The organism is Pseudomonas sp. KH_050 (assembly GCF_057838875.1).
This window is the reverse complement of the sequence record NZ_CM174478.1, coordinates 1240570-1261893: the sequence shown is the minus strand read 5'-3', so window position 1 is coordinate 1261893 and position 21324 is coordinate 1240570. Positions and strand designations below refer to the sequence as shown.

General features: G+C 58.4%; 21 protein-coding genes. 10 read left to right on the top strand and 11 right to left on the bottom strand.

Going from position 1 to position 21324, the window contains the following annotated elements; all coding sequences use genetic code 11:
• The first annotated feature begins 199 nt into the window (after nucleotides 1-199).
• From AC3IUA_RS05845 to cmoB, 5 genes are all read left to right on the top strand, one after another.
• Entirely contained in the window at nucleotides 200-592 is a 393-nt protein-coding gene (locus AC3IUA_RS05845) for a protease inhibitor I42 family protein (RefSeq protein ID WP_489359562.1), read from the top strand.
• Nucleotides 593-594: 2 nt separating this feature from the next.
• Nucleotides 595-1230, top strand: a complete 636-nt coding sequence (locus tag AC3IUA_RS05840; protein WP_489359561.1) for a lysoplasmalogenase — start codon at nucleotides 595-597, stop codon at nucleotides 1228-1230.
• Between the two features lie 178 nt (nucleotides 1231-1408).
• A complete protein-coding gene (locus tag AC3IUA_RS05835; protein WP_489359560.1) occupies nucleotides 1409-1873 on the top strand; it encodes a hypothetical protein in 465 nt (154 codons plus the stop codon).
• 191 nt (nucleotides 1874-2064) lie between these two features.
• Nucleotides 2065-2844 (top strand): carboxy-S-adenosyl-L-methionine synthase CmoA, encoded by a 780-nt coding sequence (gene cmoA / locus AC3IUA_RS05830; protein ID WP_489359559.1) that lies wholly within the window; start codon nucleotides 2065-2067, stop codon nucleotides 2842-2844.
• Nucleotides 2841-3797, top strand: coding sequence for a tRNA 5-methoxyuridine(34)/uridine 5-oxyacetic acid(34) synthase CmoB (gene cmoB / locus AC3IUA_RS05825; RefSeq protein WP_489359558.1), 957 nt, complete (start codon nucleotides 2841-2843; stop codon nucleotides 3795-3797). Before cmoA ends, cmoB begins: the two co-directional genes overlap by 4 nt.
• Before the next feature lie 67 nt (nucleotides 3798-3864).
• Here the strand turns inward: cmoB and tadA are convergent, their stop codons facing one another.
• Both tadA and AC3IUA_RS05815 read right to left on the bottom strand, forming a co-directional pair.
• Nucleotides 3865-4362: a tRNA adenosine(34) deaminase TadA gene (tadA, locus tag AC3IUA_RS05820; protein ID WP_489359557.1), complete on the bottom strand. Its 498-nt coding sequence runs from the start codon at nucleotides 4360-4362 to the stop codon at nucleotides 3865-3867.
• A complete protein-coding gene (locus tag AC3IUA_RS05815) occupies nucleotides 4362-5735 on the bottom strand; it encodes a multicopper oxidase family protein (RefSeq protein WP_489359556.1) in 1374 nt (457 codons plus the stop codon). The genes tadA and AC3IUA_RS05815 overlap by 1 nt, the downstream gene beginning before the upstream one ends.
• A 220-nt stretch (nucleotides 5736-5955) precedes the next feature.
• Between AC3IUA_RS05815 and AC3IUA_RS05810 the strand changes: the two genes are divergently transcribed.
• The 3 genes from AC3IUA_RS05810 to rlmF all read left to right on the top strand — a co-directional run bounded on the left by AC3IUA_RS05810 (nucleotide 5956) and on the right by rlmF (nucleotide 12189).
• Complete coding sequence (locus tag AC3IUA_RS05810; RefSeq protein WP_489359555.1) at nucleotides 5956-8802, top strand: valine--tRNA ligase; 2847 nt, start codon at nucleotides 5956-5958, stop codon at nucleotides 8800-8802.
• Nucleotides 8803-9073: 271 nt separating this feature from the next.
• Nucleotides 9074-11041: a reprolysin-like metallopeptidase gene (locus AC3IUA_RS05805; protein ID WP_489359554.1), complete on the top strand. Its 1968-nt coding sequence runs from the start codon at nucleotides 9074-9076 to the stop codon at nucleotides 11039-11041.
• 119 nt (nucleotides 11042-11160) lie between these two features.
• The gene (rlmF, locus tag AC3IUA_RS05800) at nucleotides 11161-12189 is read left to right on the top strand and encodes a 23S rRNA (adenine(1618)-N(6))-methyltransferase RlmF (RefSeq protein WP_489359553.1); all 1029 of its coding nucleotides are present in this window, start codon (nucleotides 11161-11163) and stop codon (nucleotides 12187-12189) included.
• Nucleotides 12190-12288: 99 nt separating this feature from the next.
• Here rlmF and AC3IUA_RS05795 read toward each other — a convergent pair whose 3' ends face one another.
• A complete protein-coding gene (locus AC3IUA_RS05795) occupies nucleotides 12289-12702 on the bottom strand; it encodes a hypothetical protein (protein WP_489359552.1) in 414 nt (137 codons plus the stop codon).
• A 395-nt stretch (nucleotides 12703-13097) separates the two neighbouring features.
• Nucleotides 13098-13379 (bottom strand): HU family DNA-binding protein, encoded by a 282-nt coding sequence (locus AC3IUA_RS05790; RefSeq protein ID WP_150640524.1) that lies wholly within the window; start codon nucleotides 13377-13379, stop codon nucleotides 13098-13100.
• A gap of 395 nt (nucleotides 13380-13774) precedes the next feature.
• On the opposite strand from AC3IUA_RS05790, the gene yejK reads away from it, so the two are divergent.
• Both yejK and AC3IUA_RS05780 read left to right on the top strand, forming a co-directional pair.
• Nucleotides 13775-14779 carry a nucleoid-associated protein YejK gene (gene yejK / locus AC3IUA_RS05785; protein WP_489359551.1) on the top strand — a complete coding sequence of 335 codons (1005 nt, stop codon included), beginning with the start codon at nucleotides 13775-13777 and terminating at the stop codon, nucleotides 14777-14779.
• On the top strand, nucleotides 14779-15126 hold the full coding sequence (locus AC3IUA_RS05780; protein ID WP_489359550.1) for a glutaredoxin family protein: 348 nt from the start codon (nucleotides 14779-14781) through the stop codon (nucleotides 15124-15126). Before yejK ends, AC3IUA_RS05780 begins: the two co-directional genes overlap by 1 nt.
• Before the next feature lie 1003 nt (nucleotides 15127-16129).
• Here AC3IUA_RS05780 and AC3IUA_RS05775 read toward each other — a convergent pair.
• From AC3IUA_RS05775 to AC3IUA_RS05745, 7 genes are all read right to left on the bottom strand, one after another.
• On the bottom strand, nucleotides 16130-17068 hold the full coding sequence (locus AC3IUA_RS05775) for a glutathione S-transferase family protein (RefSeq protein ID WP_489359549.1): 939 nt from the start codon (nucleotides 17066-17068) through the stop codon (nucleotides 16130-16132).
• Between the two features lie 128 nt (nucleotides 17069-17196).
• On the bottom strand, nucleotides 17197-17874 hold the full coding sequence (locus AC3IUA_RS05770) for an RES family NAD+ phosphorylase (protein ID WP_489359548.1): 678 nt from the start codon (nucleotides 17872-17874) through the stop codon (nucleotides 17197-17199).
• Nucleotides 17874-18278, bottom strand: a complete 405-nt coding sequence (locus AC3IUA_RS05765; RefSeq protein ID WP_489359547.1) for an MbcA/ParS/Xre antitoxin family protein — start codon at nucleotides 18276-18278, stop codon at nucleotides 17874-17876. The genes AC3IUA_RS05770 and AC3IUA_RS05765 overlap by 1 nt, the downstream gene beginning before the upstream one ends.
• Nucleotides 18279-18390: 112 nt before the next feature.
• A complete protein-coding gene (locus tag AC3IUA_RS05760) occupies nucleotides 18391-18711 on the bottom strand; it encodes a GIY-YIG nuclease family protein (RefSeq protein ID WP_489359546.1) in 321 nt (106 codons plus the stop codon).
• A 53-nt stretch (nucleotides 18712-18764) separates the two neighbouring features.
• Complete coding sequence (locus AC3IUA_RS05755; RefSeq protein WP_489359545.1) at nucleotides 18765-19235, bottom strand: nuclear transport factor 2 family protein; 471 nt, start codon at nucleotides 19233-19235, stop codon at nucleotides 18765-18767.
• Nucleotides 19236-19336: 101 nt separating this feature from the next.
• The gene (locus AC3IUA_RS05750) at nucleotides 19337-20659 is read right to left on the bottom strand and encodes a CynX/NimT family MFS transporter (RefSeq protein WP_489359544.1); all 1323 of its coding nucleotides are present in this window, start codon (nucleotides 20657-20659) and stop codon (nucleotides 19337-19339) included.
• The gene (locus AC3IUA_RS05745) at nucleotides 20649-21308 is read right to left on the bottom strand and encodes a FadR/GntR family transcriptional regulator (RefSeq protein ID WP_489359543.1); all 660 of its coding nucleotides are present in this window, start codon (nucleotides 21306-21308) and stop codon (nucleotides 20649-20651) included. Before AC3IUA_RS05745 ends, AC3IUA_RS05750 begins: the two co-directional genes overlap by 11 nt.
• Between the last annotated feature and the right edge of the window lie 16 nt (nucleotides 21309-21324).

Genomic DNA, 21324 nt, shown 5'->3' with positions numbered 1-21324 from the left:
GCTGCGCAGCAGTCGTAAATCCTGCTTCCACGGTGTGTCTGGAATACCGCGGCGCTTGATTTTACGACTGCTGCGCAGCCGAACGCAGGCTTCGCCAGCTGCTACCGATGATGAACCGTTGCCCGCCCCTCCTGTCACAATTTGTCTCATCTTCAGTTATGCTCGCCGTTCGTCGTGAATGACCGGAGCTTCCTGACCCATGTCCCCCACTCGCCTGCTTCTACCCCTCAGTCTTGCCCTGCTCGCCGCCTGCGCAAGCCAATCCAGGCAGAACGTCACGGTGGAAAAACAAAGCGAATGCCCGGTGCAGTTGAAGTCCGGGCAGAACCTGATCCTCATCCTGCCGAGCAATCCAACCACCGGTTATCGCTGGGCGATTCAGGATTCGGCCGCAGGCGTGCTGCGTAGCCTCAGCCCTGAGGTCTATAGCAACCCCGAAGACGCCGGGCTGGTGGGCAGCGCCGGGCAATCAACCTGGCGTTTTCAGGCCACGGCAGCGGGCAACGGGCGACTGCACCTGACCTATCAACAGCCGTGGGCGCCGGAAGTCGCACCGGTGGAAACCTTCGATTGCTCGATTGCGGTTAACTGATCGTGGGTTGGCTGATCCTCGCGCTGATGGGCGCGGTGACGTTCATCTATGGGTTGAGCGTTCACGCAAGCTTGCTGTGCCTGGTGGTGAAACCCTTGCCGGTGTTGGCGTTGCTTGGCTGGCTGCACGATGCGCCACCCGGTGAATACCGACGCTGGATCAGCCTGGGCCTGATTTTTTCCCTGCTCGGCGATGTGCTGCTGGCATGGCCGAGCGATTTGTTCGTGTTCGGCCTCGGGGCGTTTTTAATCGCCCATCTGGCCTATCTGAAAGCCTATTTGAGCGACTGCCGTCGGCTGGCATTGCTCCCCCTGTTGCTGGCGCTGGGGGTCGGCGCGCTGTTGCTTGGCGTGCTGATTGCCCATGGCCTGGGTCCATTGCTGATTCCAGTGATTGTTTACGGCCTGGCCATCAGCGCCATGCTCTGGCGCGCGCTGGCACGCCTGGGCAGCGATGTCCCCAGACGCTCGGCGTTGCTCGCGGCAGGCGGTGCGGTGGCGTTTGTATTCTCCGACAGTGTGATTGGCATCAACCGCTTTGTGATGCCCTTTGAGGCCGCGCCGTACCTGATCATCCTCAGTTACTGGTTGGGGCAATGGGGGATCACGGCGTCGGCGTTTTTCTCAAAAACACGTTAACTTTTCAGTTTTTTCAGAACTGCCTATTAGTATCCAGAAGCAAACAACCTGTTAAATCACCCCTCTATAACCACAAAGTATAAAAAACTGTTAAATCTAACAGTATCGACTTTATTCATTTGCTCATACCCTTCAGTTTCTTGAACAATTCTCATTTGTTTGACTCAAGGAACGAACCATGACGACCAATGAAAACAGCACGCTGAATACAGAGATCAGTGTCAGCGCCGAAACTGACTTCACAGTCTCCCCCAACCGGATAAAATTCCATAGCCAAGCCATGCAATATGCTACAGATGGTCAAATAGTGAATCTTATAAGCCGTGCAAATTTTGAAACATCCCAAAACCTAAAACTCATACAATTTAAATTCAAAAAAGACATACAAAGTGGAACTTATCTGATCGGCGCAGACAACAATCCTTTTTCCACCATTCTATACACTGAATATGCAGCACTCCCCGACCTTGCTCGGGGAATCGACTATGACGCCATTGATGGCTCCATTACAATGACGATCAACGAAGGCGAGAGAGACATTAGTTATGACATTACCTTCAGATTCACCGGACAGAGCCAGTACAACGAAAAACTTGTTATAGATGGCAGCTCCAAGGTATATGTATCTATCTACCCGAGATAAGCCCACCAATAGCATTATCCCTGAATGGCTATTATCAAAACCAAATATAGCCATTCATGGAATAACGCCCATTTCGTAACCTGATCGCTCTTCGTCCCTTCCTGTCATTGAGAGTGGGATCTCTCGCCCCTAACGTCCGGGGAACACGGTTTATCAGACAACCCGCGCATCCCCCCGCCAAGTTGGCTAAAATGCCAGCCTTTTCCACCTATGCCGCTGGAACCGCCGTGAGCAAAGATCCCGATCGCCTTTTCGCCCAGCCCCTGCCTCAGGTGCCGGACTTCGCCTTCAATGAGGATGTGGTGCGGGTTTTCCCGGACATGATCAAGCGTTCGGTGCCGGGTTATCCGACCATTGTCGAAAACCTCGGCGTGTTGGCGGCGCAGTTCGCCCAGCCCGACAGCGTGCTCTACGACCTCGGATCGTCCCTCGGCGCCGTGACCCAGGCCCTGCGCCGTCATGTACGCACCGACGGTTGCCGGGTGATCGCGGTGGATAACTCGGCGGCGATGGTCGAGCGTTGCCGCGAATACCTTAACGGCCAGGACTCGATGTTCCAGGAGTTGCTGCCGGTGGAAGTGATCGAGGGCGATATCCTCGCGCTGCAGTTCCAGCCAGCCTCGGTGGTGGCGCTGAACTTCACCCTGCAATTCATCGCCCCGGACCAGCGCCTGGCGCTATTGGCCCGTATTCGCCAGTCCTTGCTGCCGGGTGGGGCACTGATTCTCTCGGAGAAATTGCGCTTCAATGATCCCGAAGAACACGCGCTGCTCACCGACCTGCATGTCGCCTTCAAACGCGCCAACGGCTACAGCGAACTGGAAATCGCCCAGAAGCGCAGCGCCATCGAAAATGTAATGAAACCCGACAGCCTCGAAGAACACCGCGAACGCCTGCTGGCGGCCGGGTTCTCGAAAGTCGTGCCGTGGTTCCAGTGTCTTAACTTTGCCTCGTTGATTGCCTTGCCATGATTGATCTGTCCCCCCTCGCCCGCCGTCTGGCAGGCACCCCGCTGGCCGAATGGGCCAACACCCTGCAAGCGCAACTCGATACCAGGATGGAAAAAGGTCACGGTGACCTGGAGCGCTGGCAGAGCGCGCTGGATGCCTTGCCAAAGATCCAGCCGAGCGAGATCGATCTGCTGAACGGCTTGAAGCTGGACACCGACTGCGACGAGCAAACCCGCGCGCAGATGCGCAGCGCGCTGATGGGTCTGTCACCGTGGCGCAAGGGGCCGTTCGATCTGTTCGGCGTGCACGTCGACACCGAATGGCGCTCGGACTGGAAATGGGAGCGGGTCGCCCCGCACCTGGATCTCAAGGGCAAGCGCATCCTCGATGTCGGTTGCGGCAACGGCTACTACATGTGGCGCATGCTCGGCGCCGGCGCCGACAGCGTGATCGGCGTCGACCCCAATTGGCTGTTCTTCTGTCAGTTCCAGGCGGTGCAGCGTTATCTGTCAGAACCGTCGGCCTGGCATCTGCCATTCCCCTTCGAAGACTTGCCGGCGAACCTGGAAGGCTTCGATACGGTGTTTTCCATGGGCGTTTTCTACCATCGGCGCTCGCCGATCGAACATTTGCTGGCGCTCAAGGACTGCCTGGTCAAGGGCGGCGAACTGGTGCTGGAAACCCTGGTGGTGGAAGGCGACAAGCACCAGGTGCTGGTGCCGGAAGACCGCTACGCGCAAATGCGCAACGTCTGGTTCCTGCCGTCGGTGCCGGCCCTGGAATTGTGGCTGCGGCGGGCCGGGTTCAGTGATGTGCGGTGCGTTGATATCAGCGTCACCAATGTCGAGGAACAGCGAGCAACCGAGTGGATGAAGTTTCAGTCGCTGAGTGACTACCTTGATCCGGAGGATCACAGCAAAACCATCGAAGGTTTGCCGGCGCCGATGCGTGCGGTCATCGTGGCCAGGAAGTAAAACCCCGATCTCCACCCCACTGGAGATCCCCTGTGGGAGCCTGCTCGCTCCCACATTGGTTCAGTGTTTATTCTGCTGGCTTGGCTCTTCTGGCCTTGAAGAATTCGCTGAGTACAGCCCCGCACTCCTCGGCCAATACCCCGCCTTCAAACAGCACCTTATGGTTAAGGAAGCCCTGGCTGAAAAACTGCCCCTGGCTTTGCACGATCCCGGCCTTGGGCTCCAGCGCCCCATACACCACCCGTGCGATTCGTGAATGCACGATCAACCCGGCACACATGCTGCACGGTTCCAGAGTGACGTACAGCGTACTGCCCGTCAGCCGATAGTTGCTCGCCGCTTGCGCCGCCGCGCGAATCGCCACCATCTCGGCATGGGCACTGGGGTCGCTGCCGCTGATCGGGCAGTTGAAGCCGCGACCGATTATTTCACCGTCCTGCACCAATACCGCGCCCACTGGCACTTCGCCCAGAGCGGCGCCTTGGGCAGCGAGGGTCAGGGCTTCGCGCATGAAGTCCTGGTCGCGACTGCGATCGATGATGTGTGCTGGACGCATTTGACGCATCAGGAGACCTCGATGGCGGCCATCAGGCCGGTTTCCATATGGTCGATCACATGGCAGTGGAACATCCACACCCCCGGATTATCCGCCACCAGCGCCACCTGGGCGCGCTCGTTCTTGCCCAGCAGATAGGTATCGGTGAAGTACGGGGTGATCTTCTTGCGGTTCGAGGCAATGACCTTGAAGCTCATGCCATGCAGGTGGATCGGGTGCTGATACTGAGTCATATTCTTCAATTCGAAAATGTAGCTATTGCCCTTTTTGAGCGTGGCAATCGGGCGGTCGGCGCAGGTCTTGTCGGTGATGTCCCAGGCCTTGCCGTTGATCTGCCACAGGCTCGGCGGCCTATTTTCCACGTTCACCGAGACCGAGCCAACCCACTCGAAGTTGAAGTTGAGCTTTTCGGCGTTGGCGAGGTCCGGTTCGGCGACCGGGTTGGCTGGCAGCGCGGGTGGCCACTCGGTCGGGGCATCGTTGTGCGCCACCGAACGGAACGTACCCAGGCGCACCGGGCCGTTGCGCAGCGACAGCTCCTCACCGACCGGCGGCGCCTTGATCGCCAGGCAGATCCGCATGCCAGGCCCCAGCCAGTATTCCTTGTCCAGCGGTCGCGGTTCGATGGGATTGCCATCCAACGCATAGATCTGCGCTTCGACACCAGGGATGTTCAGGCGGTACGTCAGGGTGTTGTCCAGGTTCAGCAAGCGCACCCGGGTAATCTGCCCGGCTGGCAGGTCGATCACCGCCTGCGCTACGCCGTTGATGGTCGCCAACCGCCCGGCCGTGCCGCCGCGAGCGGCTTCCCGGGGAATACTGAAGGGCAGGTACGCGCCTGCTTCGTCGACGTGCCAGCTCTTGAGGCTCAAGGTCCGCTCGTATTTGAAGCCGGTCGGCTCGCGCTCTTCGATGATCAGCGGCCCGACCAGCCCGCGACCCAGTTCTTCACTGCTGTTCACATGGGGGTGATACCAATAGCTGCCAGCGTCCGGCACGCGGAACTTGTAGTCGAAATACTCGCCGGGCAACACCGGCAATTGCGAGACATAGGGAACGCCATCCATCTCGAGCGGCAGGCGGATGCCGTGCCAGTGAATGGTGGTCGCCACCGGCAGGTGGTTGATGAAACGCACCCGCAGCCACTCGCCCTGGCGCACTCGCAGCTCGGTGCCCGGTGCCGAAGGACCGAAGGCCCAGGCCTCGGTTTTGTGCCCGGGGACCAGTTCAACGTCCAACGGCGCGGCGATCAACTGGTAATCGTGACCCGCATCGGCGTCGGCCATCTTCCCCAGCCAGTAGCGCGACGCACCGCCTGCCCCGACGCCAACCGCCACAAGACCGGCCAGGCCACCGAGTATTTGTCGACGGGTAAAGGACATGGACTCAACTACCTCACGTATCCGCAGCAGGCCTGGGCCCGCAAAAAGCGAATACGATACACCCGCAGTTGAGAAACAGTAAGGGTGGCGCGGCGACGGGACGCAGGGGCACTGGCTGCAATTTCATCCCCCCATCATCACCTCGGGCTACGCCCAGTGGAACATCCCCGCTATACTTGCCGGCTTTTCCTGAATAAATGCCAATAGGGTCCCGCCGCGCATGGATAAGACCTACCAGCCGCACGCCATTGAAACTTCCTGGTACAACACCTGGGAGTCCGAGAATTATTTCGCTCCGCAAGGCGCGGGCGATTCCTACACCATCATGATTCCGCCACCGAACGTCACTGGCAGCCTGCACATGGGCCATGGCTTCAACAACGCGATCATGGACGCGCTGATCCGTTTCCGCCGCATGCAGGGTCGCAACACCCTGTGGCAGCCGGGCACCGACCACGCCGGTATCGCCACGCAAATGCTGGTGGAGCGTCAGCTCGAAGCCCAGGGCCAGAATCGCCATGACCTGGGCCGCGAGAAATTCCTCGAGAAAGTCTGGGAATGGAAGGATCAGTCCGGCGGCAACATCAGCCGTCAGATCCGCCGCCTTGGCTCGTCCGTGGACTGGAGCCGCGAGCGCTTCACCATGGACGACGGTCTTTCCGAAGCCGTTAAAGAGGCCTTTGTGCGCCTGCACGAGGACGGCCTGATCTACCGCGGCAAGCGCCTGGTCAACTGGGACACCAAGCTGCACACGGCGATCTCCGACCTCGAAGTGGAAAACCACGACGAGAAAGGTTTCCTGTGGAACCTGAAATACCCGCTGGCCGACGGCGCCAAGACCGCTGAAGGCAACGATTATCTGATCGTCGCGACCACCCGTCCGGAAACCATGCTCGGCGACTCCGCCGTCGCCGTGAACCCGAACGACGAGCGCTACAAAGCGCTGATCGGCAAGTTTGTCGAGCTGCCACTGGTTGGCCGCCGCATCCCGATTATCGCCGACGATTACTGCGACCCTGAATTCGGCACCGGCTGCGTGAAAATCACCCCGGCCCACGATTTCAACGACTATGAAGTCGGCAAGCGCCACAACCTGCCGCTGCTGAACATTTTCGACAAGAACGCCGATGTATTGCCGGCCGCTCAGGTGTTCAACCTTGACGGTACGCTCAACGAGCAGATCGACGGCACACTGCCCGCCCAGTACGCAGGTCTCAACCGCTTCCAGGCACGCAAGGAAATCGTTGCCGACTTCGAGGCAGCGGGCCTGCTGGTCAGCGTCGACGACCACGCCCTGAAAGTGCCGAAAGGCGACCGTTCCGGGACCGTCATCGAGCCGTGGCTGACCGACCAATGGTACGTCTCCACCAAGCCTTTGGCGGAACCTGCGATTGCTGCCGTTGAAGACGGTCGGATTGCCTTCGTGCCCAAGCAGTACGAAAACATGTACTTCTCCTGGATGCGCGACATCCAGGATTGGTGCATCAGCCGTCAGCTGTGGTGGGGCCACCGGATTCCGGCCTGGTACGACGAGTCGGGCAAAGTCTATGTCGGTCGCGACGAAGCCGAAGTGCGTGCCAAGAACAACCTTGGCCCGGACGTCGCCCTGCAACAGGACAACGATGTACTCGACACCTGGTTCAGTTCGGGCCTGTGGACTTTCTCCACCCTGGGCTGGCCGGAGCAAACCGAGTTCCTGAAGAAATTCCACTCCACCGACGTGCTGGTGACTGGCTTCGACATCATTTTCTTCTGGGTCGCCCGGATGATCATGCTCACCATGCATTTGGTGAAGAACGAAGACGGCACTCCGCAGGTACCGTTCAAGACTGTCTATGTGCACGGTCTGGTCCGCGATGGCCAGGGCCAGAAGATGTCCAAGTCCAAGGGCAACGTCCTGGACCCGCTGGACATCATTGACGGTATCGAACTTGAAGCTCTGGTCGAGAAACGCACCACCGGACTGATGCAGCCGAAACTGCTGAAGAAGATCGAAAAGCAGACCCGCGACGAGTTCGCCGAAGGTATCGCCAGCTATGGCACCGATGCCCTGCGCTTCACCTTCTGCTCGCTGGCTTCCACCGGCCGCGACATCAAGTTCGACATGGGCCGCGTCGAAGGCTATCGCAACTTCTGCAACAAGATCTGGAACGCCGCGCGCTACGTGCTGGACAAGGGCGAAGACTGCGGCCAGAACGGCGAAGCCTTCGAGCTGTCCCTGGCCGATCGCTGGATCATCTCGCAGCTGCAACGCACCGAAGCCGAAGTGACCCGCCAACTCGACCAGTTCCGTTTCGACCTGGCCGCGCAAGCCTTGTACGAGTTCATCTGGAACCAGTATTGCGACTGGTACCTGGAACTGTCCAAGCCTGTGCTGTGGGACGACAACGCGCCGGTGGAACGTCAGCGCGGCACCCGTCGCACCCTGGCTCGGGTACTGGAAGTCGCCTTGCGCCTGGCGCACCCGTTCATGCCGTTCATCACCGAAGAAATCTGGCAGCGCCTGGCGCCGCTGGCCGGTGTCGAAGGCAAGACGATCATGCTGCAGCCCTGGCCAGTGGCCAACGAAGAACGCATTGATCCGGCAGCCGAAGACGACATCGAATGGCTCAAGAGCCTGATGCTCGGCACCCGCAACATCCGTGGCGAAATGAACATCGGCCCGGGCAAGCCCCTGACCCTGTTCCTGAAAAACGTCAGTGCCGAAGATCAGCGTCGTCTCACCGAGAACGATGCGCTGCTCAAGAAGCTGGCCAAGCTCGAGTCGATCACCATTCTCGCCCCTGGCGCCGAAGCACCGCTGTCCGCTACCGCACTGGTCGGCGAGATGGAAGTGCTGGTGCCCATGGCCGGTCTGATCGACAAGGCCGCGGAACTGGCGCGCCTGGACAAGGAAATCCAGCGTCTGCAAGGCGAAGTGCAGCGGGTCGGCGGCAAGCTGTCCAATGCCGCCTTCGTTGACAAGGCCCCGGCCGAAGTCATCGACAAGGAACGCGCCAAACTGGCCGAAGCCGAACAGGCTCTGGGCAAGCTGGCGGAGCAACATGCGCGGATTTTCAGCCTGTAACAAGGCCATGTGACTGACCGCTGCACAGGAGCATGTTCGCCCCTCACCGGGTGACATGTAGCCATCTGCAAAGACAAAAACATGCCTCATATCCCTTGGATACGGGGCATTTTTTTGGCTGTATGAAACAGATGATTACAGGGCTGCATTGTCATAATGCCCCTCACCATCAAACCAAAACGGTCTAAATAACTGTCATTTATTACAGTATCGCCCCTTCCACATTCAGCTGCAGAGTATTGGACGATGGAGAACGCCTGAGGCTCATACCATGTCCCTGCGGATGCTCGCGGCACTACTTAAGACCTGTTTGGTTGCCCTGTGCATCAGCAACGTTTCGATACTGCCAGCCACCGCCCAGGATACCGAGAGTTTCTGGCGCGATTCTAAGTCGGCCAGTTCAACGACAGCCCACTCCGAGTCGAACACTGAGAAGGGGCCTCCCTCACGTTACCGAACACTCGACCTGGACCTGCAGGGCATTCACCAATATCTTTCAGATACCACAAAGGCCAACACCAGCACGGCGGGCGCATCATCGCTTCAGGTAAGCCTACCGTTGCCCGGAGGCGATTTCAGCCAATTCAGTCTGACCGATTCAGGGGTCATGCCTGCCGAACTCGCCGAGCGGTTCCCGAACTTACTCAGTTTCAGGGGGAGAGATAACAAAAATCGCTTGGTCAGACTCGACCTGTCTAGCACTTCGCTACGCGCTTCCATTGCGGATGGGCAGGAAATATGGCTGGTTCAGCGTGCCTGGGACGCACAGAGCAAGGCTCTACCGTATGGAAAAGTAGCATCCCGTTACTGGAGTTTTCGTCAACTTGATTTACCACCGGGAAAACAACCGACCGAATTAGACGTCGGGACATCCGTCGCTGCGCAAAACAACACGATACCCGTACAGAGATCCGGCACGCTCGGGACAAGCATTCTCTATGACTTCCGAGTCGCGATAACGGCGACCAGCGGGTTCACATTCGCGTTCGGGGGTACTGTCGAAGACGGTCTGTTTGGTGTGGTCAGCACGGTCAACCAGATGAATCGGGTGTTTGAAAACGATCTGGGGGTGCACTTCACGTTGATTGCTCAAAATGACAAATTGATCTTGACCGACCCTGCCCTGGATCCTACCAACGATGAGTGGGACTGGCACGAAGCAAACAGAAAGCTGCTGGAAGAGATCGTCGGAAAGACCGCTTATGACACGGGCTTTATGTTCAACACTATTGCAAATGGCGGCGCTGCGGGAGGGGTCGGCAACACTTGCGTACCCGAGGGAGATACGTCCCAACCTAAAAAGCATACGGCTTATGGGCACTCAGGGAATCCCGATCCGGTTAACTCATCGAGCTTCCTTGAGACCTCCGTGCACGAGTTCGGGCACAAACTCGGCGCTCATCATATCAACGATGGTAAGCAAATAATGGATACTCGGCGTCCGGGGAGGAATCAGTACTTCCATGCCTTATCCCTTGAAGAAATGCATGTATGGCTTCAATCCCTTGGTGGTCAATGTGCCACCAGAGAGTTAAATCCAAACAGGGCGCCGTGGATTGATCCCACCTCCCTGCCGATCCCTTACCAAGCAATTCCCGCAGACACTCCGTTTAGACTGTCAGCAACTGTGCGACATGAAAATCCCAACGCAACACTGACATACGCATGGGATCCGATCAATGGACCTCTAGCTGACGATGTAAATGAGGATCCAGGGTATGGCAATCTTTCTTGGTCTGAACCACCAATGCCATCGAATGAACGAACCTTCCCGCCCCTCCCCGTTGTAGTGAAAGACGTGCCAACAGGTCCAGGCGCGCTGTATCCAAAAAAGACGCGACCATTGAACTTCATACTGACGGTGCGGGACAACGTGAAAGAGCATGCAACCACCGCCAGAGCCCATTTTCAGGTCACGGTCCTTGACACAGGCACAGCATTCGCCGTAACGGAACCTAGCAAGTCCGTACACTGGAAAGCAGGCCAGAGCTATCCCATTCGCTGGGAGGTGGCACAGACCCATGTCGAACCTATCTTTTGCTGGAGGGTTGCCGTACATCTGTCAGTCGATGGCGGTTACAGCTATCTGGAGCCTCCCTTGGCTGCCGGACTAATCAATAATGGAAGTGCCAATATAATGCTTGCGCAAGTGAACACAGTGAAGGCGCGACTTCGTGTGAGCTGCGAAAACAATATTTTCTTTGCTGTCTCCCCGACGGATTTCGTCATTACTCCATAGCTCGATTGATGTGTCTAAGCGACCGGTGGCGGACCATGGGACGTGTTCCGCCGCATGCTCTCGCAAGATATGGGACAATACCCGCCACTTTGAGCCCAACCCCAGAATCGACGTCCCCCATGACCGCCCCCAGCACCCCCAAAGCACCGCGCAAGAAGCCCAAACCTGCAACCCCGGCCAAAGCCGTCGAGCCCCGCGAGAAGGCCACCCTGCATCCGCGCAATCGCCACCAGGGCCGTTACGACTTCGCCCAGCTGATCAAAACCACGCCGGAGCTGGCGCAGTTCGTGATCATCAACCCTTATGGCAAGGAAAGTATCGACTTTGCCAGTCCGGACGCGGTTCGGGTGTTCAACCGGGCTTTGCTCAAGTCGTTTTATGGCATCGCCCATTGGGATATTCCGGCCGACTACCTGTGCCCGCCGGTTCCAGGTCGTGCCGACTACGTGCATTTCCTCGCCGACCTGCTGGCCAGCGTCAACGAAGGCGTGATCCCTCGCGGCGCTCCGGTCAAGGTGCTGGACATCGGCATGGGCGCCAACTGCGTCTATCCGTTGATCGGCTACAGCGATTACCGCTGGCACTTCCTCGGTTCGGAAGTCGACCCCAAGGCCATCGCCGCGGCCAAAGCCATTATCCAGTCCAACGGTCTGAACAAAGCCATCAACTTGCGCCTGCAAACCAACCCCAAGCAGATCCTGTTGGGCTTGCTCGAACCCGGCGACCGGTTTGACCTGACCATGTGCAACCCGCCCTTCCACGCCTCCATGGACGAAGCCACCCGTGGCAGCGAGCGCAAATGGCGCGCCCTGGGCCGCGCCGATCCGAAACGCAAACTGCCGGTGCTGAATTTCGGCGGTCAATCGGCCGAACTGTGGTGTGAAGGCGGCGAAGCACGGTTTGTGACGCAACTGATTGCCGAGAGCGCGCATTTTCAGCAAAAAGTGCTGTGGTTCAGCACGCTGGTGTCGAAAGCCTCGAACCTGCCGGCGATCCAGACTGCGCTGAAAAAGGCCGGTGTATTGGAGAGCCAGGTGGTGGAGATGTCCCAGGGCCAGAAGCAGAGCCGCTTCGTCGCCTGGACCTTCCAGACCAAAGCGCAGCAACAAGCATGGGGCAAGGAACGATGGGCAACAACAAACAAGTAAAAGCAGAAGTTAACTCATTAACCGACTTTATAGCTTATCGAAAGCTGTAACCTCTTCAAAATATTGCCCATAACTCATGGGCAATATTTTCACCTTTGGTCAGTTTTCCGGAAACGTACAAATACCCCCAGGAGCTGCACTTCTAAAATCAAGCAACACAGAACTGCGTTGCGATACATGATTCCAACCTGCGCTATCCACAAACGTATAATAGGCCTCACCAGTACCTTGTCTAACCGTGCCTAAATACTCAAGATAGGGCCTAATCAAAACGTCAACATCCCGTAATTCGACCAGCATAAAATCAAATTTTGCTTTGACATCCGCACCATCCGGATCGCTCGACTGGGCCGACCAATGCAGAGAGATTTTCATGCCGAGGTACATTTCAGAAAACCGGGGAATCCTGGCCAAAGCTCCTTTCCCACCTGTCGCCTGAATACTACTACAACTAATCTTCCCCCCAACAGTATGCAAAAATACGACATCTGGCAATTCAACTTCACTAGACATATTCATTCTCCATAATTAATTTCAATCAATCGCCACCCCGTGACCAGCGACTTCAGGTTCGAAATAAGAATACAATAACTTCATATCCAACCCTTCAAAAATTAAACAGCAGAAGCCAACCAACGTCTACTGTCAACATTGACAGTTGTATTATCAGCAACCTGGACATAATGTAATTGGTTTTCTAGCGTCCACTCACCGAGCGCAATTTAACAAGTGGAAAAGAGCCGGCTTTTTCTGCAACAACGCAAATTTCCCGACCAGGAGTGACGTGGACGCAAGCTCAGAGATCGAAGTCGGAGGATGGAACCAGGGCAGTCATCACGAAGCGCATTATCGGAGACGAAAAAAAACCGTGCCCGGATTGCTCCGGAGCACGGTTTTTTTACTGCGTTTTACTTGTTAACAGCGTCGGTCAGGCCTTTAGCCACAACCAGCTTGATAACTTTCTTGGCAGCGATTTCGATGGCAGCGCCAGTCGATGGGTTACGGCCAGTACGGGCAGGACGCTCGGTCACTTTCAGCTTGCCGATACCTGGCAGAGTGATTTCGCCGCCATTTTCCAATTGATCAGCAACGATTTGGCCCAGTTGGTCCAGAGCGTTACGCGCGGTGGTTTTCGGCGCGTCGATGGCTTCAGCGATATCAGCGATCAGTTGGTCTTTAGTCATAGCCATGGTGGTGTTCCTTCCCTATCAAATTCATTTGGATTGCAGAGTGCAGTGTCAGCCATCGAGCCAGGTCGCCTGGACCTGGCACCCGATTACAAACCGCGACTAATCGGGGATGTAGATAACAAATTCAGGGTTTGGTTCGACCTGACAAATGCTGAATGCACGCTTTACGCCTTTACTGGGCGCAAGACCGGGCAAAACTAGCACAGAGACGGGGAAATATCCGCCTCTACCTACCCATTTGGTCAGCTTTATCGCACTAAAACCGTAAAAATTTGCATAACTGCGCTCCGACAGGCCCAAAACGCCTGTCGGCCAGCGCCAAAACCAGCAGGTGCGGTACACTGGGCGCTTTTTCGGGGAGCTCGACCCTCCCCATTCAACCTGCCGAGAAGCCCATGCCGATCCGTCATTGCATCGTCCACCTGATCGACAAAAAACCCGACGGCACTCCTGCAGTTCTCCACGCTCGCGACTCCGAACTGGCGGAATCGGCGGCCATCGAGCACATGCTTGCCGACCTCAACGAGAGTTACAACGCCAAGCAAGGCAAAGCCTGGGGCTTGTTCCACGCGGAATCCGGGGCGCACCCCTTCAGCGGCTGGCTGAAGGAATACCTGGACGGCGGCAAGGATTTCACTGCATTCAGCCGTGTCGCGGTCGAACACCTGCAAAAACTGATGGAAGAGTCCAACCTCTCGGTGGGCGGCCATGTGTTGTTTGCCCACTACCAGCAAGGCATGACCGACTACCTGGCCATCGCCTTGCTGCACCATAGCGAAGGCGTGGCGGTGAACGCCGAGCTGGACGTGACCCCGTCCCGCCACCTCGATCTGGGCCAGTTGCACCTGGCGGCGCGCATCAACATCTCCGAGTGGCAGAACAACAAGCAATCCAAGCAGTACATCTCGTTCATCAAGGGCAAGAATGGCAAGAAAGTCTCGGAGTACTTCCGCGACTTCATCGGCTGCCAGGAAGGCGTCGACGGTCCGGGCGAGACCCGCACGCTGCTCAAGGCCTTCAGCGACTTCGTCGAAAGCGAAGACCTGCCGGAAGAGTCCGCCCGGGAAAAGACCAAGACTCTGGTGGATTACGCCAGCAGTCAGGCGAAAATGGGCGAGCCGATGGGGCTGGAGGAATTGTCCGAGCTGATCGACGAAGAGCGTCCGAAAGCCTTCTACGATCACATCCGCAACAAGGACTACGGCCTGTCGCCGGAAATCCCGGCGGATAAACGCACCCTCAACCAGTTCCGCCGCTTCACCGGCCGCGCCGAGGGTTTGTCCATCAGCTTCGAAGCGCACCTGCTGGGCTCGAAGATCGAATACGACGAAGAAGCCGGAACGCTGATCATCAAGGGCCTGCCGACTCAACTGACCGACCAGCTCAAGCGTCGCAACTGATGTTGAACGGGATGCTGAAGAAATTCCTGCTGATCCTGCTGGTGGTCGTGGTTTACCAGAACCGGGGCAAGATCGAACGGCTGTTCAACCCGCAGACGCTAGTGTCCGAACAGACCCAGGCCAACGCCAGGGTCGTGCTCTATGCCACTGACTGGTGTGGCTACTGCACGCTGACCCGGCGCTTCCTTGATCAGAACGGCATCCCGTACAGCGAGTTCGACATCGAGAAGAATGCCGAAGCACGCAAGGCCTACGAGGCCCTGGGTGGACGCGGCATTCCCCTGCTGGATGTCAACGGCACCTTGATCCGGGGTTACAGCCCTGAGGCTATCCTGACAGCATTGTAGGAGCTGGCGTAGGCTGCGATCTTTTCGGCGGGCAATGCGTTGCCCGGATGGACGTCAGGATCAAAAGATCGCAGCCTGCGGCAGCTCCTACAAGGCATCGGCGAGCCGACGGGCAAGCGCGGTCGGCGTAGGAGCTGGCGTAGCCTGCGATCTTTTCGGCGGACAATGCGTTGCCCGGATGGACGTCAGGATCAAAAGATCGCAGCCTGCGGCAGCTCCTACAGGGGATCGGCGAGCCGACGGGTAACCGCGGTCGGCGTAGGAGCTGGCGTAGCCTGCGATCTTTTCGGCGGACAATGCGTTGCCTGGACGGACGCCAGGATCAAAAGATCGCAGCCTGCGGCAGCTCCTACAGGGGATCGGCGAGCCGACGGGCAACCGCGGTCGGCGTAGGAGCTGGCGTAGCCTGCGATCTTTTCGGCGGACAATGCGTTGCCCGGACGGACGCCAGGATCAAAAGATCGCAGCCTGCGGCAGCTCCTACAGGGGATCGGTGAACCGACGGGTAACCGCGGTCGGCGTAGGAGCTGGCGTAGCCTGCGATCTTTTCGGCGGACAATGCGTTGCCTGGACGGACGCAAAGATCAAAAGATCGCAGCCTGCGGCAGCTCCTACAGGGGATCGGCGAACCGACGGGTAACCGCGGTCGGCGTAGGAGCTGGCGTAGCCTGCGATCTTTTCGGCGGACAATGCGTTGCCTGGACGGACGCCAGGATCAAAAGATCGCAGCCTGCGGCAGCTCCTACAGGGGATCGGCGAGCCGACGGGCAAGCGCGATCGGCGTAGGAGCTGGCGTAGCCTGCGATCTTTTCGGCGGACAATGCGTTGCCTGGACGGACGCAAAGATCAAAAGATCGCAGCCTGCGGCAGCTCCTACAGGGGATCGGCGAACCGACGGGTAACCGCGGTCGGCGTAGGAGCTGGCGTAGCCTGCGATCTTTTCGGCGGACAATGCGTTGCCCGGACGGACGCCAGGATCAAAGATCGCAGCCTTCGGCAGCTCCTACGCGAGTGCTTCAATGCGAAACCCGAACCGTGGAAAGTGCACATGCACCAGCCCGCCGCGCTCATCCTCACGGCGCAGGATCAATTCCTCGCTGCCGGCAAACAGCAACTCGCCGGTAACCGGGTCGACGCCATAGTCGGTCGCGGCAATCGTCACCTGCTGGCCTGCCTTGAAATCATTCGGGTCGTGGAAGACTTCATCGGGCAAGGCTGCCGGCTCGGCCTGGCGGGCAATTTCCAGGGCTTCGCTCGAGCTCATTTCGTTGGAGGCGCCATGGCCGAAGCTCAATACCCGAGCCAGCCACGAGGAGACCGCCGGATAACTGTCGACAAAGGGCGCAGTCACTGGTGTTGCCTTGAGGAACCACAGGCTGTGTGCCAGGGCGAAGTCGGCAATCGACGGCTCACCGAACAGGAAGTCCCCCTCTTCTCTTTGCAGCTGTTGCTCGAGCCGCCCCATGATTGTTGGCCATTGATGCTTGGCCTGCGCTGCCGATAACCGCGTGGCACTGCCACCCGCGAACAAGCCTGCACGGTCAGCGACAAAGTACTCAATGGCTTCAGGTGCCATTCTGGCGAAGCGTACGGCTATCGATTCCGGCTGGAACACCAGGCTCACCGCGTGCTGGAACACCACTGAATCAGCCCAGGCCGCAAAAGCCGCGACCACCAGCTCCTTGCCTTCCGGAAACAGCGCTGGCGAGGATTTTTCCTGTTCGAGGCGACGGGCGATCAATGCGGTATCGCAGTAAATATCGGCGCCGACCTGTAGCACCGGAGTCTTGCGATAGCCGCCGGTCAACGCCGTCAGATCCGGCTTGGGCATCACCGGCGGGATGTTTACCGAGCGCCAGGACAGCCCCTTGAACCCCAGCAAAAGACGGGCTTTTTCCGCAAAAAGCGACGTGGAGTAATGGTGAAGAATCAACTCTGACATGCTGCAGTCCGCCGGCTGAATAGGAACAACCAGCTTAACGCGCAAAAGGTAAGCAGCCTACACATCTGCCTGATGGGCACTTATCAGGCAGATTGATAAGCAGGCGGCTGATGGGCGCCTTGTTCAAATCAAAGCGGGTTGATCTCGAACACCACCGAGATTTCCTGGCGGCCCGAATCCCACACATAACGCAGATGCTTGCCCTGCAACGGGATCGACACGGCGGGGGGGCGCAAAGCTGCCACACACTCATGGCCGGGCAGTCGAACGCTGTTGTAGAGCAGCCCCCAGGACTGCGCTTCACGCAAGGTTCTGCCGAATGCCTGGGCCGGGCTATAGTTGGCCGGGTCCGCATCGTGTAATTGCGGGTAGCCGCTGCGCAGATCATGCATGGGTTTTACCACCTGGTTGACGTAGGTACGCAAGGTCAACTCGATGTCGGGCTCGTTAGTCGCGGCGAGGAATCGCGCCTGATGAAATCGGGTCTCGGCAATGGCTGCGGCCCGGCTGCTGGCGGCGTAATACACACCGTAGGAACCATCGGTGAATCGGCCGGGCTTGCCGATATGGGTAAATGCCGCCATCACCGGGGTTGAGCCTGGCCCGCAAATCCGGTCTTCTGGCCGGACGCGGGAGAGTTCGCCAGCCTCTTCCCTGAGCCGATCATTGGTCAGGGCTTCCAGCAAATAAGCGGTTTGCAGATCTGCCGGATCGAGGACGTCTTCAAACAGGCTGATGGGTGGAAAGGCGCTGTTGACGATTCGATAAGCGCGGTCCCACTCAGGCATTTGCAACGGTGGCTGCATCAACCGCGTACTCCATCGAGATAGCGGCGAACATCGGCAATATCCACCACCCGACCGCCGAGCATGTACTCGAGCGCCGTCCGGCCGTTGAAGGGCGCGGCAGTATTGGGGCTGCTGACCCACTTGTAGACGCGTTCGCGGTTGTTGCTGAAGATGATGCTCAGCGCCTTGTGAATCCCCATCAGATAGGAAATCCGCTCAAGCGTGTCATGGGGCAAGCGTACATCCGGAAGGCGCTTGTACTTGTAGAACGTGGTGTTTCCGACCTTTCCCAACAACGTTCGCTGTTCATCCGTCGTGCAACCCCAAAGCTCCATGAGATTGAAGAAGAATGCCAGGGCTACCCGGCCCGCTTGCGGCGAATCGAGGCTCTGGTCGACCTGGTGAGCGGTTGAAGTCCTCATGCGTTCATCTCCCGACTCGTTGAATACTGACTTCAGACTAGTACGGATATGAATAAATTCAATGTTTTTATTCACATCCGAATCAATCGGTAACGAGATGAGAGCGTTGAACTTAGCTTGATGCGCCTGCCGAGGCACTGGCCACCAGGCATTCCTTGGCGCTTTTCTTGAGTTTTTTGATCAGGCGCTCCTGACGCAGGGCTTCACCCTTGTCGCGGCACATCTCCGTGTAGACCAGGGCCACCGCCGGGCTCGACAGGAAAAAGCGCGCGCCCTTGCCACTCTGATGGGTGGCGAACCGCCGCAGCGGATCATCGCTGATCCCGCAATAGAGTGAGCCATTGGCCGCGCGCACCAGATAGACAAACCACGGTTTGCTGACCGGAGTCTGGGCTTCGACGCTGTTAATGGAGGTGGGGACGCTACTGTTCACGTGACGATCTTGGTGTGATGAAAACCAGCGGCGATCTTAACAGAGGCCAACCTTTAGCGACTGGTCTGGAACGCCCTCAAACCTTTCAACGCTTGCGTCCGGACGGCGTTTCCCACCCATGGCGTCCAGCCCAGCAACAGACCTTTGATGCCCAGCGCCTGCCTCGACCAGCGCCACAAATCGAACTGGTCGCGGTGCTCACAGATCTTGCCGTCGCGAAAAACGAAGCGCGCCTGGATATCGTTGACCACGATATTCCCGGTCTGGCTGAACAGGTAGGTTGCCACCCAATGAGCGCTGCCGGTGCGCTCGTCACTGCGCACGTTGTCGAAGGTCAGGGTGAAGTCTTTGGCCCGAGTGGTCAACATGCGCCACATGTCGCCGACATCGCGCCCGCGCAACTCGCCAAACGCCGGATCACTGAACACCACGTCCTCGGTGTAGCAGGCGCTCATGGCCTCGGCATCCAGCCGCTGGAAAGCTTTATAGAACTCAGTGATCAATGCGCTGTGGGCTTCACTCATGGGCAGGCTCCGATGGATCGAAAGGATAACCTGCACGATAGTTGGCAAATGCACTGAAGACTATCGGCATTCGTGACAGCAATACCGACAGTGCGACTGCGTCAGACCTTTTCGCTTTCGACCTGGACGTACAACGAGCGCCCGGCACCGAGACCGGCGAGGATCGCGGCGATACCGACTATTGCGAAGATCCAGCCCAGCGCGGTCCAGCCGCCAGTCAGGTCATGCACTAGACCGACAGCGAGCGGGCCCATGGACGCCAGGGTGTAGCCGATGCCCTGGGCCATGCCCGACAGGTTTGCCGCGACATGAGCATCGCGCGAACGCAAGACGATCAGGGTCAGTGCCAGACTGAACGCCCCGCCCTGCCCAAGACCGAGCACAATCGCCCAACCCCAGAGTCCTTCAAGCGGCGCATATAAACAGCCAAACAGACCCGCCAGCACCAGCGCCATTACGACCACTATCGCCAGCCGCTGGTCTTTGCCACGGGTTGCCAGCCATGGCGCGGCCAGCGAACTGGCCAACTGGACGATGACCGAACCGGACAACACTAGCCCCGCCTGCGTCGGCGTCAGGCCACGGCCGATCAGGATCGATGGCAACCAGCCGAAGACGATGTACGCCAGCGAGGATTGCAGGCCCATATACAGCGTCACTTGCCAGGCCAACGGATCACGCAACAGTCCGCGTACCCGATAAGCCATGTGGTGGACACCGTGTTTGTGCCTGACTTGTGGCAACCAGAACGCCGCAGCAACCAGTGCAGGCAGCATCCAGAAGCCCAGGCCCATCGTCCAGCCACCCTCGAAATGCTGGCTCAGCGGCACCGTCGCCCCCGCCGCCATGGCCGCGCCCAGGCACAGCGCCATGGTGTAGACCCCGGTCATGGTCCCGGCATGTCTGGCGAAATCGCGTTTGACGATGCCCGGCAGTAACACGCCGATAACACCGATACTGGCACCGGCCAGGATGCTGCCGGCAAACAAGCCGGTTTCACCGAACGAACTGCGCAACAGGATCCCGCCCGCCAGGGTCAGCAGGATGCCCAGGACCACCCGCTCGGCACCGAATCGTCGCGCCAGAATCGGCGCCAGCGGGGCGAACAGGCCGAGGCACAACACCGGCAAGGTGGTCAGCAAACCCGCTTGCGCCGCCGACAGACCGAGATTTTTTGATACATCGCTGAGCAACGGCGCCATGCTCGACAGCGCCGGGCGCAGGTTCAACGCCACTAGAATCAAGCCCAACAGCAACAGCCACGGACGGTGCAGCAGCGGATGGCTTTGCTGGACTACGTCGTCATCGGCTTCGGCGTCGATCAACAGCTCTTCGATTTCCGCCTTGCGTCTGGTTCGGGTCATGCTGTTACTGGTCGCCTGCGGGGCGTTATCGGACATGGAGTTTCCGGTTTCAAGGTTCATTGATCAGCGTCCGGCAAATGGCCTTGGCCCGTTCCGGGTCGCGTTGCTCGACGGCATTGAGCAGTTCGATATGCAGGTCGAACACTTCCTGGCGCCGCGGCGCGATGCTCAGGGTCTGGCGCAAGTGCGCGCCGACAATGCTGGAAAAGTAGCGGTACAACTCGCTCAGGGTCGGGTTGTGCGCGGCATCCACCAGGCGTCGATGAAACACCAGATCGCAGGCGATGTAGCTGTCGAGATCGCCGTGGTAGTGGCTGCCACTGACCCCAAGGGCTTCATGCAGCGTCTTGAGGTCTTCATCGGTGCGCCGCAGCGCTGCCAGGCCGATGGCCTCGACTTCAAGAATGTGCCGGGTCTCCCGGGCCTGCTCGTGGGAACAACGGGTCAACGCCTTCATCGTATCCAGCGGATCGACCACCGCCCGCAGGTAGCTGCCGTCGCCCTGGCGAATCTCGATTAACCCGGAAAACGCCAACACGCGCATGGCCTCACGCACGGTATTGCGGCTGATGCCCAACTCAAGCGCCAGCTCCGGCTCGGTGGGCAAGCGCTGGCCGATGGTCCAGGTGCCGTTGTTGATGCGCGAGCGAAACTGCTCCAGGGCCTGATCGACCAAAGATCGCTTAATTAATGGAGAAATATCTGACATAGGGTTCGCCCTTTCA